At 61.8% G+C, this 24,493-nt stretch carries 19 protein-coding genes, 4 tRNA genes, 1 pseudogene and 1 riboswitch; of the genes and pseudogenes, 10 read left to right on the plus strand and 14 right to left on the minus strand.

All coding sequences use genetic code 11. From position 1 onward, the window contains the following. Positions 1-33: 33 nt before the first annotated feature. The 5 genes from ACNAOT_RS02065 to ACNAOT_RS02085 form a co-directional block, all read right to left on the minus strand. A complete protein-coding gene (locus ACNAOT_RS02065; RefSeq protein WP_420179836.1) occupies positions 34-4,932 on the minus strand; it encodes an NAD-glutamate dehydrogenase in 4,899 nt (1,632 codons plus the stop codon). Between the two features lie 158 nt (positions 4,933-5,090). Next, a tRNA-Cys gene (locus ACNAOT_RS02070) sits at positions 5,091-5,161 on the minus strand. 220 nt (positions 5,162-5,381) lie between these two features. After that, positions 5,382-5,861 (minus strand): hypothetical protein, encoded by a 480-nt coding sequence (locus ACNAOT_RS02075; RefSeq protein WP_420179837.1) that lies wholly within the window; start codon positions 5,859-5,861, stop codon positions 5,382-5,384. A 94-nt stretch (positions 5,862-5,955) separates the two neighbouring features. Continuing rightward, positions 5,956-6,903, minus strand: a complete 948-nt coding sequence (gene hutG / locus ACNAOT_RS02080) for a formimidoylglutamase (protein WP_420179838.1) — start codon at positions 6,901-6,903, stop codon at positions 5,956-5,958. A 156-nt stretch (positions 6,904-7,059) separates the two neighbouring features. Beyond that, complete coding sequence (locus tag ACNAOT_RS02085; RefSeq protein ID WP_091464829.1) at positions 7,060-8,502, minus strand: NCS2 family permease; 1,443 nt, start codon at positions 8,500-8,502, stop codon at positions 7,060-7,062. Between the two features lie 114 nt (positions 8,503-8,616). Here ACNAOT_RS02085 and ACNAOT_RS02090 point away from each other — a divergent pair, with 114 nt between their 5' ends. Then, positions 8,617-9,249 carry a copper resistance CopC family protein gene (locus ACNAOT_RS02090; RefSeq protein WP_420179839.1) on the plus strand — a complete coding sequence of 211 codons (633 nt, stop codon included), beginning with the start codon at positions 8,617-8,619 and terminating at the stop codon, positions 9,247-9,249. Positions 9,250-9,399: 150 nt separating this feature from the next. Continuing rightward, positions 9,400-9,591: riboswitch (cyclic di-AMP (ydaO/yuaA leader) on the plus strand. Positions 9,592-9,594: 3 nt separating this feature from the next. Next, positions 9,595-10,389, plus strand: a complete 795-nt coding sequence (locus ACNAOT_RS02095; RefSeq protein WP_091464833.1) for an NlpC/P60 family protein — start codon at positions 9,595-9,597, stop codon at positions 10,387-10,389. A gap of 201 nt (positions 10,390-10,590) precedes the next feature. On the opposite strand, the gene ACNAOT_RS02100 is transcribed toward ACNAOT_RS02095, so the two are convergent. After that, complete coding sequence (locus ACNAOT_RS02100; RefSeq protein ID WP_364307399.1) at positions 10,591-11,283, minus strand: FAD-binding protein; 693 nt, start codon at positions 11,281-11,283, stop codon at positions 10,591-10,593. Between the two features lie 418 nt (positions 11,284-11,701). On the opposite strand from ACNAOT_RS02100, the gene ACNAOT_RS02105 reads away from it, so the two are divergent. Both ACNAOT_RS02105 and ACNAOT_RS02110 read left to right on the plus strand, forming a co-directional pair. Further along, positions 11,702-12,739, plus strand: a complete 1,038-nt coding sequence (locus tag ACNAOT_RS02105; protein WP_420179840.1) for a universal stress protein — start codon at positions 11,702-11,704, stop codon at positions 12,737-12,739. A 20-nt stretch (positions 12,740-12,759) separates the two neighbouring features. Further along, complete coding sequence (locus ACNAOT_RS02110) at positions 12,760-15,534, plus strand: PEP/pyruvate-binding domain-containing protein (RefSeq protein WP_420179841.1); 2,775 nt, start codon at positions 12,760-12,762, stop codon at positions 15,532-15,534. Between the two features lie 7 nt (positions 15,535-15,541). Here the strand turns inward: ACNAOT_RS02110 and ACNAOT_RS02115 are convergent, their stop codons facing one another. Then, positions 15,542-16,462 (minus strand): cation diffusion facilitator family transporter, encoded by a 921-nt coding sequence (locus ACNAOT_RS02115; protein ID WP_091464839.1) that lies wholly within the window; start codon positions 16,460-16,462, stop codon positions 15,542-15,544. A gap of 10 nt (positions 16,463-16,472) precedes the next feature. After that, positions 16,473-16,973 (minus strand): metallopeptidase family protein, encoded by a 501-nt coding sequence (locus ACNAOT_RS02120; RefSeq protein ID WP_179016730.1) that lies wholly within the window; start codon positions 16,971-16,973, stop codon positions 16,473-16,475. Positions 16,974-17,064: 91 nt separating this feature from the next. On the opposite strand from ACNAOT_RS02120, the gene ACNAOT_RS02125 reads away from it, so the two are divergent. Then, positions 17,065-17,988 (plus strand): carbohydrate kinase family protein, encoded by a 924-nt coding sequence (locus ACNAOT_RS02125; protein WP_420179842.1) that lies wholly within the window; start codon positions 17,065-17,067, stop codon positions 17,986-17,988. Between the two features lie 8 nt (positions 17,989-17,996). Here ACNAOT_RS02125 and ACNAOT_RS02130 read toward each other — a convergent pair whose 3' ends face one another. Beyond that, on the minus strand, positions 17,997-18,938 hold the full coding sequence (locus ACNAOT_RS02130; RefSeq protein ID WP_420179843.1) for a DMT family transporter: 942 nt from the start codon (positions 18,936-18,938) through the stop codon (positions 17,997-17,999). 259 nt (positions 18,939-19,197) lie between these two features. Here ACNAOT_RS02130 and ACNAOT_RS02135 point away from each other — a divergent pair. The 3 genes from ACNAOT_RS02135 (at position 19,198) to ACNAOT_RS02145 (ending at position 19,550) form a co-directional block, all read left to right on the plus strand. Beyond that, positions 19,198-19,270, plus strand: a tRNA-Glu gene (locus ACNAOT_RS02135). A gap of 84 nt (positions 19,271-19,354) precedes the next feature. Beyond that, positions 19,355-19,428, plus strand: a tRNA-Asp gene (locus ACNAOT_RS02140). Between the two features lie 46 nt (positions 19,429-19,474). Continuing rightward, positions 19,475-19,550 (plus strand) — tRNA-Phe (locus ACNAOT_RS02145). 122 nt (positions 19,551-19,672) lie between these two features. Here ACNAOT_RS02145 and ACNAOT_RS02150 read toward each other — a convergent pair. From ACNAOT_RS02150 to ACNAOT_RS02165, 4 genes and pseudogenes are all read right to left on the minus strand, one after another. Next, a complete protein-coding gene (locus tag ACNAOT_RS02150) occupies positions 19,673-20,338 on the minus strand; it encodes a hypothetical protein (protein ID WP_420179844.1) in 666 nt (221 codons plus the stop codon). Beyond that, positions 20,259-20,699: a hypothetical protein gene (locus tag ACNAOT_RS02155; protein WP_420181222.1), complete on the minus strand. Its 441-nt coding sequence runs from the start codon at positions 20,697-20,699 to the stop codon at positions 20,259-20,261. Before ACNAOT_RS02155 ends, ACNAOT_RS02150 begins: the two co-directional genes overlap by 80 nt. Before the next feature lie 218 nt (positions 20,700-20,917). Beyond that, the gene (locus tag ACNAOT_RS02160) at positions 20,918-21,247 is read right to left on the minus strand and encodes a hypothetical protein (RefSeq protein ID WP_420181223.1); all 330 of its coding nucleotides are present in this window, start codon (positions 21,245-21,247) and stop codon (positions 20,918-20,920) included. 150 nt (positions 21,248-21,397) lie between these two features. After that, positions 21,398-21,526, minus strand: a pseudogene (locus ACNAOT_RS02165) (DUF2510 domain-containing protein); the annotation flags it as partial. A 254-nt stretch (positions 21,527-21,780) separates the two neighbouring features. Between ACNAOT_RS02165 and ACNAOT_RS02170 the strand changes: the two are divergent. Further along, positions 21,781-22,035 (plus strand): recombinase family protein, encoded by a 255-nt coding sequence (locus ACNAOT_RS02170; RefSeq protein ID WP_420179845.1) that lies wholly within the window; start codon positions 21,781-21,783, stop codon positions 22,033-22,035. A 496-nt stretch (positions 22,036-22,531) separates the two neighbouring features. Here the strand turns inward: ACNAOT_RS02170 and ACNAOT_RS02175 are convergent, their stop codons facing one another. Further along, positions 22,532-23,338: a phospholipase D-like domain-containing protein gene (locus tag ACNAOT_RS02175; RefSeq protein WP_420179846.1), complete on the minus strand. Its 807-nt coding sequence runs from the start codon at positions 23,336-23,338 to the stop codon at positions 22,532-22,534. A 157-nt stretch (positions 23,339-23,495) separates the two neighbouring features. On the opposite strand from ACNAOT_RS02175, the gene ACNAOT_RS02180 reads away from it, so the two are divergent. Next, positions 23,496-24,485 carry a hypothetical protein gene (locus ACNAOT_RS02180; protein ID WP_420179847.1) on the plus strand — a complete coding sequence of 330 codons (990 nt, stop codon included), beginning with the start codon at positions 23,496-23,498 and terminating at the stop codon, positions 24,483-24,485. Positions 24,486-24,493 lie beyond the last annotated feature (8 nt).

A 24,493-nucleotide genomic window follows, 5' to 3' on the forward strand; every position in this document is an offset into this window, starting at 1 on the left:
TGTAAGATGACCGGCAGCTCAGTGATCCGGGTCTCATCTGCGAACCATGGCGCGGAGTAGTTTTACTGCCACCGAAAGTGCGGCAATATCGACCGGACCTGGCTTGATAGCCTCCTGGATGGTCTCTTGGATGCGCCCCAGTTGTTCGATGTTTCCGTGCTCCCAATCCATGATTCTTTCCACAGGGTCAGCCGTAGCCGGGGTGCGCGGCGTGTGCCGGACCACGGCTTTGGTCATATCGGCCAGCACCAGATACATGTCGTCCCTCAAAGCGGCTCTCGCCAACGACTCCCAGTGGGTATCGCGCGGGAGCATGGTGATGTGTTCCAGCAAAGGGATGGCGGAAATCCGCTCGAATACTGCGAAGTACACCTCTGCCACCGCTTCCGCCGGTTCCTGAAGCTCCTCGGCAATAGCCGAGATGTCCAGCAGGCCATAGCTGACCAGGAGTTCTGAAGCGCGGATCCCCAAAGGGCGGGGCAGCCCCACGGCGTCCGTGTGCGCAAGGCGCTTCAGGGAATTCGCAAGGTTGATGCCGTGGAGGAGCCCGGTGAAGCTGCCCCGCATCAAGGACATCGGATGTTCCAGTCGTTCCAGGGCGTCGGCAATGGGTTTATCGCGGAAGTCGTGGGTCACGTACCACCGCACGGAGCGGTCAAGCAGCCGGCGCATGTCCAGCGCGACGGCGGAGCCATGCTCGCTGGGTGTGCTGGCCGGCAGTTGGGCGATGGCCTGCGTGACGGAATCCAGGTCCCAGATTTTCCGCATCACCACGAAGGCGCGCGCTACGGCCGCCGCTGACACGGTGGTCTCTTCCATGGCCCGGAAAGCGAAGGCGATGCCACCCATATTGATCATGTCGTTGGCCAACACCGTGGCTACGATTTCCCGGCGGAGCGGATGCGTGGAGAGATGTTCGCCGAACCGTTCCGAAACCTGTTGGGGGAAGTAGTCGCGGAGTGTCTGCGAGAACCAGGGGTCGTCGGCGAGGCCGCCTTCAGTGAGTTCGCGGGCGAGCTCGATCTTGGCGTAGGCGGCCAGCACCGCAAGTTCGGGAGTGGTTAATCCCTTGCCCGTGAGGACGCGGGCCTGCAGTTCCTCGTTGTTCGGGAGAAACTCCAATCCCCGGTCCAGGTCCGTGACGGACTCCAGCCAGTCCATGGTCCTTTCGAAGCTGGGGCTCCATTCGACGGCTAATTGCTTGTCATTGAGGAGTAGGACGTTTTGGTCATCGTTGGTCCTGAGCACCAGCCGGCCGACTTCGGCCTGCAGGGAATGAAGGAACGCCGGCCGTTCCGCCGCGGACATCCTGCCTGCGGCGATCATGCGGTCCAGGAAGATCTTGATGTTCACCTCGTGGTCGGAGCAATCCACGCCCGCAGAGTTGTCTATCGCATCAGTGTTCACCAGGACGCCAGCCAGCGCAGCCTCGATCCTGCCGCGCTGCGTGACGCCGAGGTTGCCGCCTTCGGCGATGATGTGGGTCCGGAGCTGGTTGCCATCGACGCGGATGGCATCGTTCGCTTTATCCCCGACGTCGGCATGGGACTCCGTGGACGCCTTGACGTAGGTGCCGATTCCGCCGTTGTACAGGAGGTCTATCGGCGCCATGAGGATCGCCCTCAGAAGCTCCGGCGGGCTCAGGGCCAACTGCCCCTCTGGATCCGCGTTCTCCGTCAATCCGGGGACCTCTTCCAAACCCAGGGCGAGTCTGACCTCTTCAGTGATCCGGATGGACTTGTCCGTGCGCGCGAAGACGCCGCCGCCGTGGCTCAGTTTGGTGCGATCGTAGTCTGCCCAGCTGGAACGGGGCAGTTTGAAGAGGCGTTCCCGCTCTGCGTAGGACACCATGGGATCTGGTCTGGGGTCCAGGAAGATGTGCCGGTGATCGAACGCGGCTACCAGCTTGATGTGGTTGGAGAGGAGCATGCCATTGCCGAAGACATCGCCGCTCATATCCCCGATGCCCACCACGGTGAAGTCCTCGGCCCGGGAATCGATCATCAGTTCGCTGAAATGGTGCCGCACGGATACCCAGGCGCCGCGGGCCGTGATGCCCATCTGTTTGTGGTCGTACCCCACCGATCCACCGGAAGCGAAGGCGTCCCCAAGCCAAAAACCGTACTCCACGGCAATGGCATTGGCGAGGTCCGAGAAGGCGGCTGTTCCCTTATCCGCAGCGACAACAAGGTAGTAGTCGTCGCCGTCGTGCCGCACCACGCGCGGCGGCGTCTCGACGCGACCGTTGGCGCCGCCGTCGGGATCCGACACCAGGTTGTCCGTCACGTCCAGCAGCCCTCGTATGAAAGTCCGGTAGCTTTCCTGGCCCTCCGCGAGCCAGGCCGCGCGGTCCTCCATCGGATCGGGGAGCCGCTTGGGAAAGAAACCGCCCTTGGCGCCCGTGGGAACAATCACGGCGTTCTTGACTGTCTGCGCCTTCACCAGCCCAAGGATTTCCGTGCGGAAGTCTTCGCGCCTGTCCGACCATCGGAGTCCACCGCGGGCTATCGGTCCGAAGCGCAAGTGGACCCCTTCAACCCGTGGTGAGTAGACCCAGATTTCGAACCTTGGCCGGGGTGCCGGGGCAGCCGCAATGCTGGACGGATTGAGTTTGAAGCTGACGTACGGTTTGTCCAGGTAGAAATTGGTGCGCAGTGTGGCTTCCACCAGGCTGGAAAGTGTCCGGAGGAGGCGGTCGGCGTCCAGGACAGGGATAGCGTCAATCGCTTCTGCCAGTTTGGTTCGGGCTGCGTGGATGGCCTGCGTCCGATGGCTCAGTTCGCTGCTGCCTTCCTCGAAAACGTCGCCGTCAGTCTGGTGCGGGTGGCTGATGAGTTCGGGATCAAACAGGTCCGGCGCGTAGTTGTCCGGGTTGAACTTCGCCTCGAAGAGCTCCAGCAGCGCATGTGTTGCCTTCGTGTTTGCCCGGAGGGTGTCTGCGATGAAGCCGTAAGAGTTAGTGCTCCCCAGCTGCCGCAGGTACTTTGCATACGCACGCAGGATAGCCACCCTCCGCCAGTCGATGCCTTCCTTGATGACCAGGGCATCAAAGGCGTCCGACTCGGCGTCCCCCCGCATAGCGGCGCAGAACGAACTGGCCAACAGATCCCCGGTGGCCAACGGGTCCACTCCGCGCGGGTACTTGAGCCCCAGGTCGTAGAGGAAGAACTGCCGGCCGTCCTCACGCTGCACGTCGAAGGGCCGTTGGTCCAGGACCTTCAAGCCAAGATTATGGAAGAACGGCAGGATCTGGGTGAGACTCTGTGGCCGGGTCAGGTACAGACGGATGCGGGCATCCTCCGTGAGGACGGCAGTGCCGGGACGCTTGTAGACCGTCAGCAGCGGGTCGCTTTCTTCGCTTGGTTCGGTCGGGAAGCTCTCGAACTTCGAGATGTCCTCAACAGCGTCTTCCACCTCGTAATCGGCCTTGTAGCTGGCAGGGAACGCGGCAGCCCACTGTCGGGAGAGCAGGGCCGCTTCATCGGACGGATATCGCGCCTGCAGCGCCTCGGCGAGGCCCTGCGCCCAGGTTCTGGTGGCGGCGATGATCCGCGGCTCCAGGACCAAAGCATTGACGACGCCGGGCGTCCCCTGATGCGACGCCGCCTGCGGTAGCAGCACGCGGAAGAACACCCTGGCCATGGCGGATTCGCCCAAGCGGAGCTCAAACTCGATGGAGTCCGAACCGAAGGCCTCGCGCAGTTCACGTTCAATGTTGAGCCTGACGGCGGTGCTGTACCGGCGGCGCGGGAGGAACACGAGCGCTGTCATGAACCGTCCATAGGAGTCCGGGCGCAGGAACAGCCGTGTGCTGTGGCGTTCCTGCAAGCGCAGGATCTCGCGGGCATGGGCAGCCAACTGCTCTGCGTCAATATGGAAAAGTTCGTCCCGCGGATACGACTCCATGACAGCCAGGAGCTCCTTGCCGTGATGCGAGCTTGGCGGGTAGCCAAAGGCCTGCAAAACGTTGTTCACGGTGTCGCGGATGACAGGAATCGCCAGGGCTGAGTGGGACGTGGAGCTGGGGGAGAAGAGACCCACAAAGGTATGCTCGCCGCCCGTTTCTGTCCCGTTCGTTTCTGTCCCGTTCGTGGCGATGCTTATTTCGTCGAGGTACGCCTGGCGCAAGACCGTCGAGCGCTGCGTGGACTTGGTGAGCGTGAGGAGGCGGGATTCCGCCTCTGGAAAGCCTCTGTAGGAGTCCTCTCCTGGTTCCCGCAGCAAGCCAAGCCCATGCTGCCCGCGGTACCCGAGGAAGACAAAGTTCCCCTCACCCAGCCACGCCAGCAGCTCCTGGGCTTCCTTGGCTTCCGGGTCTGATGGTGCAAGTTCGCCCAATGCTCTGACGAGGCTTGCAAGTTCCTGGTGGATTGCTTCGGTGTCCTCTGCCGCGGACCGAACATCTCGCAGGACTCCCCGTAGCCGCCCGACAAGGAGCTCCGCCGCCGCCTCATCCGGGAGCCGTGGGATCTCGATCGCCATCCACGCCTCGGTGAGCAGTCCGCCGTCGTGATGCTGTTGGGTGGCTGGCCCGGCCGGGGCGCCGGTATTGGAAGGTTCGACGCCGGTGGGCAGCGCCGTGCGGTGCGGTGCCCTGTGGATTTCGGTCAGGCGGTGCGAGACGGGGTCGCGCTCGACGCTGAAGGTTGGATGGACCAGGAGCCGGATGGAAGCGGTGTCCCTGGCGATCTCCGCGGTGACGGAGGGGAGAAGATAGGGCATGTCATCGGCGACGATCGCAACAACGCTGGCATCGGACTCGTTCAAGACCCCGATCACGGCTTGCCCCGGTTCGCGCCGTTCGGCCAAAGTTCGGTGGTAGCGGGCACGTTCCAGCAGCGTTTCGGGGGTGTAATAGCGGACGTCGTCCTCTGAAACGTGCTCGTAGTAGTCGGTCAGGAATCCGTCCGCCGGCTCCACCCTGGGTGACATTTCCGTGCGCCTCCGATGCGCAAAGGAGAGGCCGTGTGTTGCGGCCCGGCGAAGTCCCTGCGCCTCACTTCATGCTCCCGCGAGGTGGCACTTAATGCCAATGTTTGAGGGAAACATTGGCATTAAGTGCCACCTCGCGGGAGGTTTGCGCCCCCAAGACGTGGTGGCGGGATTCGAACCCGCGTGCGCTGCTTTGCAGGCAGCTCCCTGGCCTCTCGGGTACACCACGTGCAAACGACACTAGGCGCCGGGATGCGGCGGGATCAAAGTTCATTTCCCAGGCTTTCGCAGGGCTACGCAGGGTGTCTCTGAGCTACTGGGTGGTGTCGCCGGGCTACGGGAAGGTTGCGCCGCGTTGCCTCCAATGACGGCTGATCTGTGCCCCTGTGCCCCTGTGCCCCTGTGCCCCTGCGCCAGCGGATCAGCGGCTTGTTCGTTGAGCGATACGTTCAAGGGTGGGATTCGCGGATAAGCGCGGGATCCGTGCCAACGCGACGCTTGGCACGCATCCCTGCCAGCTTCGTGGTTCCGGCTGCGACCAAGAGTGTGAGGATGGCCGCGGCCGTGTGCGTGTAGAGCAGGAGGTGAACGGAGCCACCACTGGCTGCTGCCCCTGCCGGCGCGTCCCCCAAGACCGGGCCGCCGTGCAAGTGGTCCAGGAACCCGTTACCGGGAAAGTACCCGCCAAAGGCGTCAAAACCCAGGTGCAGCAACTGCTGGGCAAGGCCGGACATCAGCAGCAACAGCAGGGGTCCGTGCACCCAGCGGGCAACGAGTTGGGCCGCCAGGCAGGACAGTGCGGCGAAGCCCAGAAGGACTGGAACGGCGGGAATGCTGCCGCCAGCCAGCATGTGCGCGGCCAATCCAAGGGCCACCGCGGCCAGCCCTGCAACCCAAGCCCACTTCTCCTGCACAAGAGGTGTGCGCATCGCTGTCCTTTCCTCCACACAGGCTATGTGGAGGAACGTGTCCATGAACAGGGCCTTCCAAATGTCCGCCCAAACCCGTCTACGCCAAACGCGTCTACGCCAGGAGCGTGTTGATCAGCCGCGCGGCAACCTTCGCGGTCCGGGAATCAATGTCAAACTCCGGATTCAGCTCTGCCACGTCCAGGTGCAGCAGCTTTCCGCTGGCAGCAACTTGCCTGCAAATCGCACTGATCACCGGCAGCGGCACACCGTATGCGGCGGGCGCGCTCACCCCGGGTGCCACCGACGCCGGCATCACGTCCAGATCGATGGTCAGGTACAACACGTCCACCCCGGCCAGGAGGTCGGCAACAAAGACCTCTACTGCTTCCGGAGTGCACTGCTCATCAAGCAGGTACTTCACGCCCAAGCGCCGGGCCGTGTTGAAGAGCGTCCGCGTGTTGTTGGGCTCCGAGATGCCGACGACGGCGTAGTGAAGTTCACGCCCCGCGGCGGCTTCCGCGTGGGCCATCTGCAGGAAGGGCGTCCCTGAGCTCGGCATCGGTTCATCCCGCAGGTCAAAGTGGGCGTCCAGGTTCAGGACACCCAGTCGCTTGCCGCGAACTGCTGCGGAACCAGCCACGCCCAAGTAGCTGGCGAAGGCGGTCTCGTGGCCCCCGCCCAGCACCACGGTGAGATTGCCGGCGTCGAGCAGTCCCGAGATGGCGCGTCCGGCGCGCTCTTGGCCCGCCTCCAGTGAGTCGTCCTCCACAACCACGTCACCGGCGTCGAAAACGTCACGATCAAGGTGGAACGCCAGCGGCCCCAACGCAGAGCGGATGGCGGCGGGAGCAGCAGCAGCGCCAACGCGCCCCTGGTTTCGGAGGACGCCGGCGTCGCTGCAGAAACCAAGCACGACGGCGGGGCGCGGAGCTGCTTCGGAGGCAGAGGTCTCGTGGGGTGCTACTGCTTGCCACCACCGCCGGTGTTCATCGCCATCGCCATCAAAACGACCCGTCCAGGGGGCAGGCGCGACATCTACGGTGAAGAGGCTGGTTTCCATGCTTCAAGCACACCGGACATGGGAACCCAAAACCAGCCATTCCGTCGCGGGAGTGTCTGAAACCCCGGACTCAGGCTCCCCGTAGACGCCGCGAGATGGCATTTAATGCCAATGTTCGCGCCAAACACCGTCATCAAATGCCATCTCGGCGAGGACCTACTTGACGCCCAACAACTCCTCCACAGTTCCGATGCCGAAGAACAGCAGGAACGCGGCTGCCACAGCCCACATCAAGGGGTGGACTTCGCGGGCGCGGCCCTGGAACGTGCGGATCAGGACGTAGGAGATGAAGCCGGCGCCGAGGCCGTTGGCAATTGAATAGGTGAACGGCATGAGGGCGATGGTCAGGAACGCGGGGATTCCGACGCCCCAGTCCTGCCAATCGATCTTGCCCACCTGGGAGACCATCATGAAGCCCACAACCACCAGGGCAGGAGCCACGGCCTCGAACGGCACCAGGTTGATGAGCGGCGTGAAGAACATGGCCACCAGGAAGAGGACACCGGTGACGATCGAGGCGAGACCGGTTCGGGCACCTTCTCCAATGCCGGCGCCGGACTCGACGAAAATCTGGTTGGAGGAAACGGAAGCTCCGCCGCCCACGATTGCACCGAGGGCATCAACCTGAAGGACGCGGTCAACATTGGGGATGTTGCCGTCTTTGTCCACGGTTCCGGCCTCGTTGGCCAGCCCGACCATGGTGCCCATGGCGTCGAAGAAGATGCTCAGGAGGATCACGAATGCCAGCAAAGCCGCCGCGATGAAGCCGAGGTGTTCAAAAGCACCGAAAGGGTTGGCCTTGCCGATGAGGGACAGATCCGGGGCGCCCCATTCGGTGAGAGTGGGGGCCACCAATGACCAGCCGCGGGGGTTGACGTTGGTTCCGTCGAAGCTTGGGCCGATGTGGAGCGTAAATTCGAGGATGGCGGCCAGCGCAGTGGAGACCACGATGCCGATCAGGATGGCGCCCCGGACCTTTCGGACCACCAGGGCGATGGTCAGGATCAAGCCCACCGCGAAAACGAGTGTCGGCCAGCCCATGAGCTTTCCGTCCACGCCCAGGCCCAACGGAACGGTGGTGCCGGCGGCATCAGGGATGCGGCGGACGAAACCGGCGTTGACCAGGCCAATGAGTGCGATGAAGAGGCCGATGCCCACAACAATTGCCGTCTTCAGGGCCTCCGGAACCGCCTTGAACACGGCTGTCCGGAAACCGGTCAGCACCAGGATGAGCATGGTGATGCCGGACAGCACCACGAGCCCCATCATGTCAGGCCAGGTCAATCCGGGATGGGAAGCCACCGTGACTGCCACGAAGGCGTTGACGCCCAAGCCTGTGGCCACGGCAAACGGATGTTTGGCCCACGCACCCATGAGGATGGTCAGGATGCCGGCAACGAACGCCGTGGTGGCTGCCACGGCCGTGAAGCCCAGCGACGCGCCACTCGAGTCGGGTCCGGAGAGGATCAGCGGGTTCAGCACCACGATGTAGCTCATGGCGAAGAAGGTCGCGAAGCCGCCACGGATTTCCCGCGAATACGTGGATCCACGTTCGGAGATTTTGAAGTAGCGGTCGATTGCAGAACCTTGTTTGAGCATGAAGGTCTCCGGGGATCGAGGGGAGTTTGCTCTCAAATCCTATGTTGTCCGGTGTGGGCCCTTTGAACGATTCGCCTAGTCTGTAAGGAAGCCAACACTAGGAGAAACCGCCCCATGCGTACCATCCGACCGCTTCTGGCCGCCGTCGTCGCTGCCCTTGCTTTCGCGTCCGCCTTGCTGTTTTCCGCGGCTCCGGCGACCGCGCACGACGTCGCCGAGTCAACCGCGCCAGCCAACGGTGCCAGCGTGGCGGAAGTCCCGGCGTCGGTCTCCATCACGTTCAACAACCGCCCGCTCGCGATTGGTTCCGGCGTCACCGTGACGTCCGGCGGTGAGAACTGGACGGACGGTCCGGTCGAAATCATTGACAGCCAGGCTGTCCAAAAGCTTCGCGAGGGCGCTCCAGCTGGTGAATACACCGTGGTATGGCGTGTAGTCAGCTCGGATTCCCACCCCATTGAGGGCACCTTCACGTTCACGGCCGCCGCGGGAAGCACGACGACGGCGACTGGCCCGGTTGGTGCTTCGCCGTCGGTGTCGGCGCCGTCAGCCGCAGTACCGACGGCGGGTACCGCAGCGCCGGGAACGGGCAGCAGCGAGCCTGCCGCTGACGCCTCCCAACCTTTCCCTTGGAGCATTGTCGGGCTGGCTGTTGTTGCTGTGGGTCTCGTTATTTACCTTGCTGTTACCGCACGGAAGAAACTTGCAGCTTCCAACAGCCCTGATGGCGATACTTCCGCGGAATAACGCGGTTTTCTACGTACCTGCGAATATCTCGAAACGGACACTGCGACACGCCAGAAGCCCACTTCCCGTTACTTAAATGTGACTTCGGAGGAATCATCGCGTACGGTAGTACCTGTGCCTGTTCCACGTAGCGGGCACTTCCGGCCTGATTGCCTAGCTCTGCCGCAGTCCGGAATCCGTTCGCAGACAAACCTACGGCAGAGACGGGGAACCCAATTTAGGCCGCTTTCGAGCGTGCCTTGGGGTGAAGTCACGAAGCTTCCGCTGAACAGCGGGGGATAGTGGCCGGGTGACTCCCATCCGAATCCGACAGCTAACCTCGCAGGCATCGGGAGAGGCTCTTTCATGTCTTCACGCATTCTTCGCGGCCGTCGTAAGGCGGACAGCGTACGTCCTAATCCGTTCATCTCCATCTCGAAGGCAGTAGCCAGCAACGCTTCCGGCGCTGGCCGCCAGGCAGCTGTTATCGCAGCAGCCTCGGGCCTCGTTTTGACCGGCTCCATTGCTGCTCACGCAGCTGAGGCACCGGTTCAGCGCGACTCCAGCCCCGCAACGGTCGCTGAGACCGTTTCCGAGGCACCCACCAAGGTTGTAACCGCCCTGGCGACGGCTACCGTCAACTTCGAGCGTCCGGCCGTTGCTTCCGTAGCAGCTCCGGTCATCGAAAAGCCGGCTCCCGTTGTTGAGGCCCCTGTGGTCCAGAAGGCAGCCGTCACCACTGCTGCTGCAACAGCTCCCGTCGCCGCCCAGGCTGCGGTTGCTGCTCCTGTGGCTGCCGCACCGGCTGCCCCTGCTCCTGTAGCTGCTGCTCCCGCCGTTGGCGGCGTCAACGCAGCCATGGTTGCCTCGGCTTACGCACAGATCGGCGTCTTCCAGGACTGCACCGCCATGGTCGAGAAGGCTCTCGGCTCCGCTGGCATCCCGGTAGGCGACCTCGGTCCCATGCAGTTCATGAACTACGGCAAGGTCGTTAGCGATCCCCAGCCCGGTGACATGATCGTCCAGTCCGGCCACGTTGCTATCTACATCGGCAACGGCCAGGCAATCAGCGGTGGCATCAACGGCAACCAGACGGGTATCCACCCGATCAGCTGGTTGACCGCAACGGGTCCCCTGACCTACGTACGCGCTGGCGCATAAAGCCTCACGCTTCAGTTCAAAGGCCGGTGCCTTCAAAGACTATTGTCTTTGGAGGCACCGGCCTTTGGCGTTAAGTTCTGTTTGTTAATGTTCAGCGGGGAGAGATTGTTCAGCGCGGAACGTTCGACGGCGGGTCGATAGCCGCGTGGGCGGCGGGGCCCGTGTGGGCCCATAGGCGTAGAGCCCCTAGATGAGGTGCCCCTAGGCGAGGGCGATGCCCGGACCTGCGGGCAGGGCAACCTTTGAGGAGATGGCTTGGCCCACTGCCTTGGCTTGCCGCAGCACTTCCTTGGGAGACGGGGTGATGAGGTCCCCAACGCCCACCAGGTGCATCCCTACCGCCCGCATGGCGGCCGCGAAGTTCTGGCCAACGGCTATCCCAAGTTCGGCGAGCATGCGCCGCAACTGGCTTTGGGCGCAGCGTGTGACTACTACGTGGTCTGCCAAGAGGACGCCGTTGGCTGTGTGGACTGCCCACTGGCGTGGAGTGGATTCGAGGGGGCCGGATACGTGGAGGCCTGTTCTGAGACCGGCCGTGGTCATGCTGGCCGCCAATCCGTACCCGATCTGCCGGGAGGGGTCTGACCCCAGGAAATCAAGGCGGACGGCGCGGGTGGTGTTGCGAACGTCCAGTTGGTGGTTGGCGGCGTAGTTCCGCAGGTGTCGGAGGATTTCGTTGCGCTCCTGCATGGCTGCAGGATCGGCCACCTCGGTGCGTTGAAGCATGCCTGTGTGGACAGAAGGCCCTGCGGTGGACAGTGCACCAAACCCGTCTACGACGATTGAGCCCACGCCATAGCGGCTGAGCTCGCTGGCAACTGCCAAGCCGGACAGGCCGGCTCCGATGACCACGGTGGTGGTGCGCTCCGTGCCGGAATCAGGCGTGAGTGACACTGCTTGGTTCCTCCTTGACGTGTGTGCCTTACGGCATCGCGTGGGATCGCGTCCGAGTTCCCCAAGCGGCCGCAAATAAATGGCCGGAGTATGTGGTGTGAAACACGTTTGCCGGCCATTCGGTGACTCGAACACTACCGAACTTTTTCGGCCATGGATAGCCTCCGCGACCGTGCGTTTTGTGTGTTCGTCCGAAGCGCAATGTGGGAGCCCGGGAACCGAGCCCGGACCGTTATGCACATAGCCCGATGTCGTCTTGATTCGGTACTGCTGAACGAGAATAGTTGGCCTTGGGAGGAGAAATTTCCCGGTTTCTCCTGCTCCGGCCATTGACAATGAAACAGTGAGGGAATCCGACGCGGAGAACCTCTGGCAGAATAGCCGGAACATCAAGCAGTAGGTGGAGAGGCAGGCCCCCATGGACCAGCACGGCAGACACAGTGAAGAGCCACAGGACGGCCAGGAGCAAGCCGTGGAACCCGGTGGCATCGTGGTGGGAGTGGACGGTTCAGAGCATGGTCAATGTGCTTTGGTTTGGGCCGCGCGGGAGGCCGAACGTCGGCAACTTCCCTTGCATATCGTCACGGCATATTCCGTGCCCATTTTCGCCGCCTCCGGGCTGGATGGCGGCTACGCAACGGTCGACGATTCCGTGATTCGCGAGGGTGCGGATGCGATTGTCCGGCAGGCCCTGGATAAGGTGTCCGGATATGCCATCGACGTCGACGCTTCTGTCGAGAACGGCGACGCCGCTGGTGTCCTGTTGGATCTTTCCAGCGAGGCCGCCCTCCTTGTTTTCGGCAGCCGGGGCCGCGGTGGCTTCGTTGGGCGTTTACTTGGCTCGGTCAGCAGTGCCTTGCCCGCCCACGCCAAATGCCCCACGGTGACAGTCCCGCTCTACTGTGCCGACCGCCTTGGTGAAAGCACTGAGGACAAACACATCAAGGCTGAACATGCCAAGGCAGGCCCACGTACTGTGGAAAACGTAGTTGCCGTAGGCGTGGACGGTTCCGAGCAGGCCCGTGTGGCCGTGCTCGAAGCTGCCGAGCAGGCACAGCGCATGGGTGCCAAGCTCCGGGTGATTTGTGCTGTGCCGCAGTACAGCGGTTCCTTGGCATGGGTTCCGGCACCCTTGGACCGGGATGCCTTGTTTGCAGATATCAAAGTCCAGTTGGACGCCGGGGCCGATTGGCTCAGAAGCCACTTCCCTTCATTGCCCATGGAAACGGAACTCCGGGATGGTTCCCCCGTTGATGTTCTGGTGGAAACCAGCCGCAGCGTCGAGCTGGTGGTTCTGGGTACACGGGGCCGTGGCGGTTTCGCGGGGATGCTGTTGGGTTCTACATCGGATGGGGTCCTGCACCACTCCAAGGGGCCGGTAATGGTTGTTCCGGACCGTGAGGATCCCAGGCTCGCTGACCGCCACAAGTTTGGGCCCATGCTCGGCGCTGCCTAAGCCCTGAGCCTGTTACGTCCATGGACAAGAAGCGGCCCGGGGAGCCGTCGCAGGATCCGGTATTGGTCTTGGACATCGCCAAAATCCGGGGAACCATGCTTCCCCGCGTTGGTGGCAAGGCCGCCAATCTGGGCGAGTTGGCCAGCGTCGGCCTGCCGGTTCCGCGCGGATTCTGCCTCACAACTGCCGCCTACCGGCAGGCTCTCTCGGGTGTGGGCCTGGAGTCTGTCCTTGCGGCTTTGGAGGAGGCCAGCGCCTCCGGGATGGACGCCCCCGGGATGGACGCCTCCGACACCGGCGCCTCCGGCATGGACCAGCTCAATGAGCTAGCCGCCCGCGCCCGGTCCTTGGTGCTCGACGCCGGGGTGCCCGATGGGATCGCCGAAGCGGTTCGGTCTGCCTATGAAGATTTGGGGGACAACGTCCCTGTCGCGGTGAGGTCGTCGGCCACTGCAGAGGACTTGCCGTTCGCTAGCTTCGCCGGACAGCAGGACACCTTCCTGAACATCGTTGGCGTTGAATCGGTCCTTGATGCCGTGAGCCGCTGCTGGGCATCGCTCTGGACAGATCGTGCAGTGACCTACCGGACCACCAATGGGATCGACCACGGAACTGTGTCCCTCGCAGTGGTTGTGCAGGAGATGGTGAATGCCGTTACCGCGGGCGTCATGTTTACCGCCAACCCGGTGACGGGGAATCGCTATGAGACCGTCATTGATGCGAGCCCTGGCTTAGGGGAGGCCGTGGTTTCGGGCGCTGTGAATCCGGATCATTACGTTGTGGACGCCCATCGTAGTGCCATTGTGGAAAGGGCCGTGGGGGATAGGCAAGTGGAGATCCGTGCCAAGCCTGGCGGCGGCACGGAGCGCTTGGAACTCCCCAGTCAATCAGGAATTGAGGAACCGCAGCCCTGCCTCAGTGACCGTCAGGTCCTCGAGCTTGCCAAGCTAGGCCTTGAGGTCCAGGAGCATTACCGCGCTCCGCAAGACACCGAATGGGCAATCGACGACGACGGAAAGTTGTGGCTTACGCAAGCTAGGCCCATCACCACGCTGTACCCGCAAACCACGCGCACGCCCCCGGCTCCCGGGGAGCACGCGTTTCTGAACTTCAGCCTCGCTCAGGGCCTCACCAGGCCTCTGACGCCCATGGGGTTGGCCGGAATCCGGCTCATAGGCTCAAGCGTCGCCAAGACAGCGGCTTTCGACGTTCCCAATCCCCGGTCAGGTCCGCCTCCCTACTACGAGGCCGGACAACGAATCTTCTTCGACTTCAGCGCGGTGCTGCGAAGCCGGGTGGGCCGGACAATCGTGCCACGGGTTTTTGACGTTATGGAAGCACGCTCCGCAGCCATTATGCGTGGGCTCTTCGACGACTCGCGCTTCGCAGTGACCATCAAGACACCCAGGAAACTGATCCGCCATGTGGCTCCGGTAGCGGCTAAGTACCGTGTCCCCGAGTCACTGTTCCGTGGTCTGTTCCGCCCAAGCAAAGCAATGCAGCGTGTGGAGCGGCTCAACACGGAGTTACCCACCACCTTCTCCGTCCCCACGGAAGCCACACCCCACCAGCGGCTCGGCCACGTCCAGAGAATCCTGGGAGAGGAAGTCTTCGCTACGGTTCCCCAGGTGCTGCCCCTTCCTGCTCTCGGCTTCGCGATGCTGGCGCTGGTGAGACGGATTCTTGGTGACCAAGCGCCGTACAGCGAGCTGCAAACAGTAATCCGGGGCCTACCTAACAACGTCACCACTGAGATGGACCTGGCTTTGTGGCAGCTCGCCTCTGAGATTCGTGACGATCCGGACGCCGTTGCTTCCATGGTTGGCCGAACGCCGGCAGAGCTGGTGAAAAAGTATCGGGCAGCGCAGCTCCCTGCAGCTGCACAGGCCGGCTTGGAGAGGTTCCTGCTGAAATACGGACACAGGGCGGTTGCAGAGATCGACCTTGGCATGCCCCGCTGGTCCGATGACCCAACGCACATCCTCGGTGTCATAGCCAACTATCTGAGGCTCTCGGGCGAGGCCGAAGCGCCTGACCAACAGTTCAAGCAAGCAGCCCTCGACGCCGATGAACAGGTAGCGCGTTTCGTGGCCCGCGCCCGGTTGAAGAGTCCGTTGCACGCGGTGATCGTGAGACTTGCTTTGGACCGGACACGGCGCTTCGCCGGATTGCGGGAGTTGCCCAAGTACAACCTGGTTCTGGGGCTTTCAGCTGCGAGGAAGCAGTTGCTCCTGATCGGGAATGAGCTTGCGGCAGCACAGCGCATCGAACGGGCTGAAGACGTTTTCTTCCTGGACCTCGACGACGTCGAGATCGCCCTGGCAGGAGACGACTTCCGCGAAGTGATCGCCGAACGCCGCGCGCAGTACCACCAGGAACTCCGCCGCAGACACATTCCCAGGGTCTTGTTGTCGGACGGGACTGAACCTGAGGCTACGCCCGGCCGGAACGAAGGTAAGCAGCGCCCCGGCACTTTGTCCGGCAGTCCGGCGTCGGCAGGTCTTGTATCTGCTCCCGCTCGCGTCATCATGGATCCGGTTGGCGCCCACTTGGAACCGGGAGAAATCCTCGTGGCACCGTCAACGGACCCTGGTTGGACGCCCCTGTTCCTCACCGCAGGAGGGCTGGTCATGGAGATGGGAGGAGCCAACTCGCATGGAGCTGTGGTGGCCCGTGAGTACGGTATCCCTGCTGTGGTGGGCGTCCCGGACGCCACATCGCGCATCAGCACAGGCCAGCACATCACTGTGGACGGCGCTGCCGGGACCATCACCACCGAAAACCCCGGGCAGTGAAAAAGTTTCAGGCGTGCTGGTGTGACTCGTGCTCGGAGTGGCTCACCGGTTCCAACTGGAAAGTGCAGTGCTCGGTGTCGAAGTGCAGGCCAAGGCAGGAGCCCAGCTGATCCAGGATGCTGTCCGCCCCGCTGGCGTTGAGGACCGCGTCCTCCACCACCACGTGCGCTGAGAACACAGGAACGCCGGATGTAATGGTCCAGATGTGGATGTCATGGGCATCAACCACACCGTCCACGGCAACGATGTGCTCCCGGATCATGTTCACATCGACGCCCTTGGGGGTGGCTTCCAAAAGCACATCCACAACATCCCGCAGCAGATGCCAGGCCCTCGGAATGATCATGAGTGCAATCAGCACGGACGCCAGTGGGTCGGCCGCGCTGAATCCCGTGGTCATGATCACGACGGCCGCCACAATGACGGCAATGGAGCCAAGGAGGTCACCGAGGACTTCAAGGTAGGCGCCGCGGACATTGAGGCTTTCCTTCTGCGCTCCTTGGAGGATCAGCAAGGAAACGAGGTTGGCCACAGCACCCAGAATGGCGGCCCACAGCATGACGTCCGTTTGGATTTCGGTCGGCTCGCCAAAGCGGCGAATGGCTTCGATCATGATCACCACGGCGATGACGATCAGGATCAGGGCGTTGGCCAAGGCAGCCAGAACCTCGGCCCTTTGGTAGCCATAGGTTCGCTGGTCGCTCGCGGGCCGGGTGGCAATCCACGCCGCCATCAGGGCAATGAACACACCTGCCGCGTCAGAGAGCATGTGTCCGGCATCGGCCATCAGGGCCAAGGACCCGGACACGACGGCGCCAATCACCTGGATGCCCACCACACCTAAGGTGATGGCGAGGACGGCAATAAGCCGCTTCCGGTGCTTGCCGGTTGCTGTGACTCCGTGGGAGTGGTTGTGGTCGTGCCCCATGCTTATAAGGCTAGCCCCAGCCGAGCTCATGCAAGCGGTCGTCGTCTATTCCGAAGTGATGAGCAATCTCGTGGACCACCGTGATGGCCACCTCATCAATGACTTCTTCGCGGGTGCTGCAGATGTTGAGGATGGGCTGGCGGAAGATCGTGATCCGGTCAGGCAGGGAGCCTGCCTCCCACCAGGAATCGCGTTCGGTCAGCGGAACTCCCTCATAGAGTCCCAACAGCACGGTGTCCGGATCTTCGCCTGGCTGTGGCGTGTAGTCGTCCTCGATGAAGATCGCCACGTTATCCATTGCGCTGGCCGCCTTTGGCGGGATCAACTGCAAGGCGTCGCTGACGGCTTCTTCAAAATCCTCGGGCGACATCTCGTAAGGCCCCGAAACATGGGCCTCTTCCACCGGGGCATGCTCAAGAGGACTGTGCACCGCATTCCGTTCCCGTAGCGGAGATGAAGGGCGCTCGCCGTCGGGAACTATCGGCAGGCCGGGAGGGAGATTCGCGGGCATGATTCGACTTTAGTCCGCTTGGGCATCATTGGCGCCGTGCGTGATGGGAGATACTGAACTCAATCCTCCTTTCGACAGACACAGGAACCGCATGACCGGCACCGCTTCCCACGCACCTGAGCCCCTCGACGTCGTCGTTGTGGGTGAGGCTTTGATCGACATCGTCCAGTCGGCTGACGGGCAGAAGGAGTACCCGGGAGGATCGCCGGCCAACGTCGCGTACGGCCTGGGCCTGTTGGACGTGAAAACGGGCCTGCTGACGGCCATTGGCCGGGACGAGCGGGGCGATGCCATCGCCGCGCATCTGCGGCGCGCAGGTGTGGTCCTGCTGCCCGGATCCATGTCGGCAGGCAAGACCGCGACGGCGACCGCCCGGATAACGGCCGACGGTTCGGCCGATTACACCTTCGACATTGGCTGGGCGCTGGCTCCACTTGCCCTGCCGTACGCTCCAAGGATCCTGCACACGGGCTCCATCGCGACGTTCCTGGAGCCGGGCGCAAGTGTTGTGAGGAGTTTGCTGGAGCAGGCGCAGGGCGGATGCATGGTCACGTACGACCCCAATATCCGCCCTGACCTCCTGGGAAGTCACCACGAGGCTCTGTCCCTGTTCGAGGAGATGGTGCCGCTGACCGACGTCGTAAAAATGAGTGGCTCGGACGCCCGCTGGCTATACCCCGGCAAGTCGTTGGAGGATACGGCGAACCACCTCTTGGCCCTTGGTACGGGGCTTGCTGTGGTGACTCAAGGGGTCAAGGGAGCGCTCATGGCAACCAAGCACATCCACATCAATATCCCGGCCGTCCCGGCTACCGTGGCAGACACCATCGGCGCCGGTGATTCCTTCACGGCTGCGCTCATCATGGGGCTGCTCTTGCGGGGCAGCGATGGAATGGCGCCCACTGTGTTGGAACGGATCGGCACCATCGCATCCATGGCCGCCTCAATTGCTGTTGGCCGCTCCGGCGCCAACCCTCCCACGCACCGTGAACTGCTGGTGGGCATGGCCCGCTAGTCGCGGACTTAGCGGGTCCGGCGTCGGGTCAACCCGACACCGACCAGGCAGATGACGCCGCCGATCAGCCCCCAGATGGTTGGTACTTCCTGGAGCACCGCCCAGGAAATCAAAATGGTGGTGCCTGGAACCAGGTACGTCGTGGCAGCCAGCTTTCCGGCCGAGATCAGGGATAGCGCGTAGGCCCACGTGGTGAATGCGATGGCCGTCGGGAAGATCCCCAAGTAGACCAGGCCGAGCGTGGCGGGGAGCGGCGCCGCTTGGACCTCGGAGATCAACTGACCGGTCCACGGCAAGCAGCAGATCGCGCCTACCATGATGCCGAACCATGTCGCTTGGCCTGCCGTGAACTTCCGGAGCACGGGTTTCTGCAGGATTGTGCTCACCGAGGCGAGCACAGCGGCCAGCAAGCACAACAGCACGCCGGCCACGTCCGCCGTCGAACGCTGTCCGGAACCCAAAGCGATCATCGCAACGCCGCAGAACGCCACTCCGCTGCCGATCAGCAGCCACCGCGGGAAGCCCTCTTTGAGGAAGACGCCGGCAAGGATAGCGATGAGGATGGGCGAGACGTTGATCAGCATGGCGCTGGTGCCGGCATCGAGCATGTGCTCCGCGGCGTTCAACGCCACGTTATAGCCGCCGAACCACATCACCCCGTACGCCACAATCGGCAACCACTCGCGGCCGCTCGGCCAGACCTTCAGCGTCGGCAGCACCACGATTCCAAGCACGACGGCGGCAACCGCCAACCGTCCGAGCGTCAGGGAACCGGGGGAGAAGCTGGGGCCGACGGCACGGATGCCCACGAAAGCCGAAGCCCATAGGACGACAGTGATGATGACGGCAGCGATGCCGAGTTTGCTGATGGCTGGTCCCTGCGCGGGGGTGGTGCGCGGGGGCAGGCCCGGGGAAGGCTGGCCGGGTTCGGCCGGGGTGGTGGTTGTCATGAGCCAAATCTATCCGTCGGGGGCCGGGCGCGGCTGGCGGTTTTCGGACGCGTCAGGACAAGATCCTGCCAATGTTCGGCTGGCGCCCTCGATGGGGCCCGTCGAGGGCCCAGATCTGTGGTCCGGGACACTATGCAGGCCTCGATTTGGGAATATCGCCATCTATGCTCTAAAGTTTTAGAGTCCAGTTCGGACGAGCGAGACACGGAAAGAACGCGTAAAGCGTCGCTTTTCTTTGCGAAATCCGAATTGAGTTCAGGCCCCCATCGTCTAGCGGCCTAGGACACCGCCCTTTCACGGCGGCGGCACGGGTTCGAATCCCGTTGGGGGTACGCAAGGAAGTGGTAAACCGGATGAAAAAAGTCTGGTAAGCTAGAAGCCTTGAAAAAAATGCGGTAGAGATACTGCAAACGCAAGGCCCTGTAGCGCAGTTGGTTAGCGCGCCGCCCTGTCACGGCGGAGGTCGCGGGTTCAAGTCCCGTCAGGGTCGCTCTGAGCGCCGAAGAAATTCGGTTCTCAAGGTGACATGTCACCTAGGCTCTGTAGCTCAGTTGGTAGAGCGTTCGACTGAAAATCGAAAGGTCACCGGATCGACGCCGGTCGGAGCCACCACTGGGAAGCATCAGTTCTTCGGAACTGGTGCTTTTCTTCTTTAACACGGCTGGCACGGCGGGTCCCAGGGCTCAGCTGTAGTTGGGGGTTATAGGACAAAACGTGTGTAAATCTCGGGTGTGTCATGTGCGGCCTGCCCATCCTTTGCGATGCCAGAGTCCTTCGTCGGCGCTGAGTCCGGTGCTGTAGAGCTCGGGCCCGGGCTTCTGCTCGGTCGTGGTGATGGCTTCGGTCTTGGCGGGACGGTAATGCTCGGCTTTGATGAGTTTGGCTGGTGGCAGGGGCTGTTCGCTGTGCAGGTAGAGGTACCACTCGATCGCGCGTTTTCGGTGCTCTTCACTCATGCCCCGGTGGGCCCGCAGCAGCAACCGGAGTTGGGCGTTGGTGCCGCCTTCGATGCGATTAGTAGTCGAGGCGATCTGCAGGCCGGCGAACTCCGCGCGCAGATAGGTGAACAGCGTCCCGGCCTGGCTGAGTCGTTCCAGAAGCCGGTAGGCCTTGCGGAGCCTGTCGTGGGTGTACCACCAGGTCTGATTGGCCCTGACCCACCCCGGGACGACGGCGCTGCCAGTGCGATAGGTGCGGGCTTTGACCAAGTGCCCGTAGATCTGGTGCCAGTCATTGAGCCCGCCCAACCACGCGGCCGCTTCAGCGGCGGTGGTGATCCTCGTCAGGGCCCGTCCCAGCCGCAGCAACGCCTTGCCCGCCTCAGTCCTGGGTCGGCCGGTCAGGTACGTGCGGACGTTGCGCTGGACATGGACAAGGCACCGCTGGACCGCCGGTCTCACTCCAGCATTCGGACAGCGCTGCCGCGATCCCGGAGCCACCATCAGTGATCACAACGGTGGGGGCAGGGAACCGGGCGAGCAGGGCAGCCCACGCGGCCTTCTTCTCGGTATCGCACCACTGCCATCCGAGCACGTGATCCCCGGCAACAGCGATCAAACAGCACCACGAGCCCACGTAGATCCCGTCGACCTGGATCTGGTCATAAACCTCACCGGTGACCGGAATCTCCGGGACAATGTTCCAGCACCATTCGGTGCGGCGCCGGAAGGAACGGGCCGTGCCAAACGAGGTCGCGGCTGATTGGTTCGACGTGCCCAGCAGCCAGCCAAGGAACGCGTCCAATTCAGCTCTCCGGCTCACATCGGGACGTTCACCCGAGCGGCTCGCCCCGCACTTCAAACACCGGTACCGCTGCTTACCGGCAGCTGTTTTCCCGTTCCGAACCAGCCCGCGGCCACAAATCAAACACTCCAGAGATATGCAAGCACCCCAGCTACCCTAAGCTTCAAAAGCTTAGCTACCCCGGATTTCCCGTGCGATCACTGGGAAGCAAGCCCCTCCCATACACACGTTTTGTCCTATAACCCGTAGTTGGTGGCCACGCTTACTATGCTCAGGCCAATGGCGATCATGATCAGTGCGATGGAACTGCCAGGTACTGCTTTTCGGACGACCACGGTCCGCCCGACGACGTAGATGTTTGGGAGAAACCCCCAGGCCCAGTGGAAGGGGCGCACGACGCCAAGGCGTTTGAGTCTGCGCCAGTCCAAGTAGGCCATCACGACACTGGCCGCGCACGTGGGCAATGCGACACCGCCGACGATGAGATCACCAAGGCTAAGTTCGAGATCGGGATCAGCGAGCTGGGCCCCGTCGAGTCCGATGGCGTAGCCATGGAGAGTCTTCACCACGATGTCCAAAATGAGAAACAGGGCAGATAGCCACAGCAGCGTCCACAGAAATGGTGTAGATGTGGGCGTTCTTGGCGGCAGGAGGGGCCTACCTTTCGATCCTTCTGCGGGCAAGTCGGCGAATTGTCCTGTCCATGCGGCACCGTCCCACCATTGAAGCCTCATAGTTCCTGCTGGGTCCGTGTACCAGCCAGGTGGCGCGGTTACGTGGTTGGGTGGCTGACTAATGGTTCTTCCTCCAAGAATGTTGTCGCGGTCGCTCTCATACCGAGGCATTCGCCAGCAGCTCCACGAGACTGGCTACACACTATTTCATGACGGCGGCCATTGCTTTGCGCGCAGTGCAGTGACATTCGCATGTCTTGGAAAGGTAAAGCCTTATAAGGCATCTAACGTCGACATCAGGAAGGCTGACAGCCGGATCGCAAGCCCCTGAATACAAAGACTTTGACCCCCACCGTTTGTCTCGATAAGTCATGTCGCCATAAAGTGTCTCGCTTGCCTTAGGGCCGGAGAGTTAATGAGGCGGAATGACGGAATGCGGCTCCTCGGGTACACGCGAGTCAGCACGGCCGCCCAGTGTGCACAACGCGAACCTACTTCAGGGCAGGGGAGTAGCCCTGCGCTCCCTATCTAATGTGATTGACCCGGCCACCAATAGTGTCCACCCCATTCTGAACATGCTCGCTACCCTGGCTGACTACCAACGTCAGCTCATCACCGAACGAGTGAACGCTAGCATGCCGCCGTCAAAGCAAATGGGACCACGTTCGGAACGCAGATGAAGGATCCTGCAGTGATCGCCGGCAAGCTGGAGAATGTGCAGCAGGCACGGGCCAAGGGCCGAACATCGGAAGAGGCTGCCCAATTCGTTGGGTGGAGTCGAGTGACCCTATAGCGGCATCACCAGTCCATGACCCGCAAGACTGAAGTCCTGGATCAGGGCCTTTCGACTAGCGCCAGTCAGAACGAGTGACCAGCTCAGGGATGTGACCCATACCGGTTCGGTGGAGGTATGGGACCAGGACGGAAGCGGGAGGAACGCTACTCATGTACGGATTGGCGCGGGCACCCGTATATGGCCCGCACCTCGGGCCGGTATAGAGGCCACCGCCAAGGCCCGTATTGCAATGTTTTTCACTATCAAAAGCCGACCCTCAACGGTCTACTTCAGCCGTATCAGAGGGAGGGAATCGTGATCTTAGAGGGCACGCATGACAGAGCCGGCTCGCGCCGACGTCGAGGAACAACGCCAACAGCATCACGACCTGACTGGATCTTTTAGCTGCCTAGCCGGTACTGCGGGGTGACCCATTCCCTATACCAGTTTAGAGGCTCGGATAAGGCCGCTACTCGGGCGAACTCCTTTAGGTACTGCTCTGCGACGTCGACGTCATGGATTTCAACCGCATTTTCAAATGAGTTCCCACCATTTTTCGAGAAGTTGAACGAGCCGGTCCAGACTGCTGAACCAACCATTCCGTTATCCGACTCATCTACTCGAACAAGAAATTTATGGTGCATCCTAGGCGCGGCAGCCCGCTTGTCAGCATTGTGATTGCCGACACAGCTGATCGGATCCACGGAGGGGTCACCGGCATAGTTCATCATTCCGAAAGGGTAAGGGAACCTGTAGCGAGCAAAATCATTGGTAATTGCCCCGTAATTTTTTCGAAGTGTTTGTCGCCAAGAATCTTTCTGTCCTTGGTCTGGGCGAAGGAAATCCTCTTTTTGGACAACGATCGCCGTGTCAACCTCTGCGAGAGCTTCAAGGATGGAACTTGCGGTCAACCACGCGACGCAACCAACAACAGCTTTCGAAGTTCGAATGAAGTCGACAAGTGGTTCGGTGAGGTCGCCGAAGTGCGTCGTGATAGTTCCAGCCTTCGTTGACCGAGTCCGCTCGTTATCCCATTGACCTTCCTCTAGGTGCGGGTACGCCAGATGTAGATCTTTATCTGCACCCTGCGGCGAAAATCTGAGATCGGGCAGCCATCGATCCATCTCGCGATCTCTTCGTTCAAGCCAGCCTTCAGTCATCTCATCCCCCAAGTAAATATTGCTCAATAGGAAGCTCGATTTTGTCACACGCAACGAGTGTCAGGTGCAGTAGCTTCCTGCGGTCGACTTTAAGCCTGTCCCATCCCAAAGTTGTGGGACCCTTGATCCGTGACGAAAGAAGACTTGGATTGGCATTTAGTGGACAGACGCTTCGTAGCTCGCCTAGACGGCAGTGGGGGACCTAATGAAGCTAGCTGAAGCTTTATTGTCCTATGCAAACTGGAATGCCCGCCGAGCCTGGGAGCAGTTCCAAGATGGTGACCTGAACAAGCGGTTGGATGCGGTCGCGTCCGCAGGAATCGCGACTGAGCTATTTCTAAAGCACTTGCTGGCCAGACAGTCCCCTGGTCTGTTGGCCGAACTCACCACGGGCGACAAACGGAGTGCTTTGTTAGCTAGGCTGACATTCTCTTCAGAAAACTACACGACGGACCTGGCTGACGTTCGCTCCTGTACGGCCGAAGATGCCTTCTACATCCACAAGGAGATAGAGGAAATACCGACGGTCCTCGCTGTGGACGAGTTCAAAGCGCTGATGACGGTGCGCAATGCTGCCTGTCATCTCGCTGCTGAAGCTCGGCGTAGTCAGATCGCAGAGGCGATCTATTCTCTAACCACAATGTATGAAAAGGCGAGAACAGCGATACCCGGCCTGGAATGGCCCTTCACGAACTTGGAGCATGTCATTGATGTTTTCCAGTATCAGCACCGGCAATCGTCGGCCGCATTCATCAAGGAAAAGATCAAGCTGCATGGAGACGGGTTCCGCTCCGGCGCGTTACTCATCTCCGACTCCGGACAACCTGACGATTTCCTCGCACTATGGGTCGCTGCAATCTTTGATGAGGACTACTCTTACGGGCTTCCCCAGCGCACCCCTCACAAGTGCGTGGCATGTAAATCACCCGATGGGCAGCTCCTGTGCGAGGTGGAGCCTACGACGTTCTATGAGCCTGATGACGACAATCAGGAACCGACGACGTGGGCACAGGGAGAAATCTGGACGCCACTGGCGTTCGCCTGTACGCGATGCGCACTCTGCTTGACTCCGCGCGAGCTCCGGACTTTGGAGCTGGATAAGGATGGCTGGGCAGTAAACGCGGCGATACCCATTCCACGACGCGGCGATTTCGAAGAAATACCCGAAGAGTTTCAAGTGAGCCGGCTCGCCTGAGAATCGCT

The sequence above is a fragment of the Paenarthrobacter sp. TA1.8 genome (assembly GCF_048595705.1).
In the GTDB taxonomy this organism is placed as follows: domain Bacteria; phylum Actinomycetota; class Actinomycetes; order Actinomycetales; family Micrococcaceae; genus Arthrobacter; species Arthrobacter nitroguajacolicus.

What these genes read in the sequence shown, in the direction of transcription:
- ACNAOT_RS02065 (WP_420179836.1), bottom strand. Translation starts at nt 4,932, where the DNA reads ATGTCACCCAGGGTGGAGCCGGCGGACGGATTCCTGACCGACTACTAC.
- ACNAOT_RS02075 (WP_420179837.1), bottom strand. Translation starts at nt 5,861, where the DNA reads ATGCGCACACCTCTTGTGCAGGAGAAGTGGGCTTGGGTTGCAGGGCTG.
- hutG (WP_420179838.1), bottom strand. Translation starts at nt 6,903, where the DNA reads ATGGAAACCAGCCTCTTCACCGTAGATGTCGCGCCTGCCCCCTGGACG.
- ACNAOT_RS02085 (WP_091464829.1), bottom strand. Translation starts at nt 8,502, where the DNA reads ATGCTCAAACAAGGTTCTGCAATCGACCGCTACTTCAAAATCTCCGAA.
- ACNAOT_RS02090 (WP_420179839.1), top strand. Translation starts at nt 8,617, where the DNA reads ATGCGTACCATCCGACCGCTTCTGGCCGCCGTCGTCGCTGCCCTTGCT.
- ACNAOT_RS02095 (WP_091464833.1), top strand. Translation starts at nt 9,595, where the DNA reads ATGTCTTCACGCATTCTTCGCGGCCGTCGTAAGGCGGACAGCGTACGT.
- ACNAOT_RS02105 (WP_420179840.1), top strand. Translation starts at nt 11,702, where the DNA reads ATGGACCAGCACGGCAGACACAGTGAAGAGCCACAGGACGGCCAGGAG.
- ACNAOT_RS02110 (WP_420179841.1), top strand. Translation starts at nt 12,760, where the DNA reads ATGGACAAGAAGCGGCCCGGGGAGCCGTCGCAGGATCCGGTATTGGTC.
- ACNAOT_RS02115 (WP_091464839.1), bottom strand. Translation starts at nt 16,462, where the DNA reads ATGGGGCACGACCACAACCACTCCCACGGAGTCACAGCAACCGGCAAG.
- ACNAOT_RS02120 (WP_179016730.1), bottom strand. Translation starts at nt 16,973, where the DNA reads ATGCCCGCGAATCTCCCTCCCGGCCTGCCGATAGTTCCCGACGGCGAG.
- ACNAOT_RS02125 (WP_420179842.1), top strand. Translation starts at nt 17,065, where the DNA reads ATGACCGGCACCGCTTCCCACGCACCTGAGCCCCTCGACGTCGTCGTT.
- ACNAOT_RS02130 (WP_420179843.1), bottom strand. Translation starts at nt 18,938, where the DNA reads ATGACAACCACCACCCCGGCCGAACCCGGCCAGCCTTCCCCGGGCCTG.
- ACNAOT_RS02170 (WP_420179845.1), top strand. Translation starts at nt 21,781, where the DNA reads ATGACGGAATGCGGCTCCTCGGGTACACGCGAGTCAGCACGGCCGCCC.
- ACNAOT_RS02180 (WP_420179847.1), top strand. Translation starts at nt 23,496, where the DNA reads ATGAAGCTAGCTGAAGCTTTATTGTCCTATGCAAACTGGAATGCCCGC.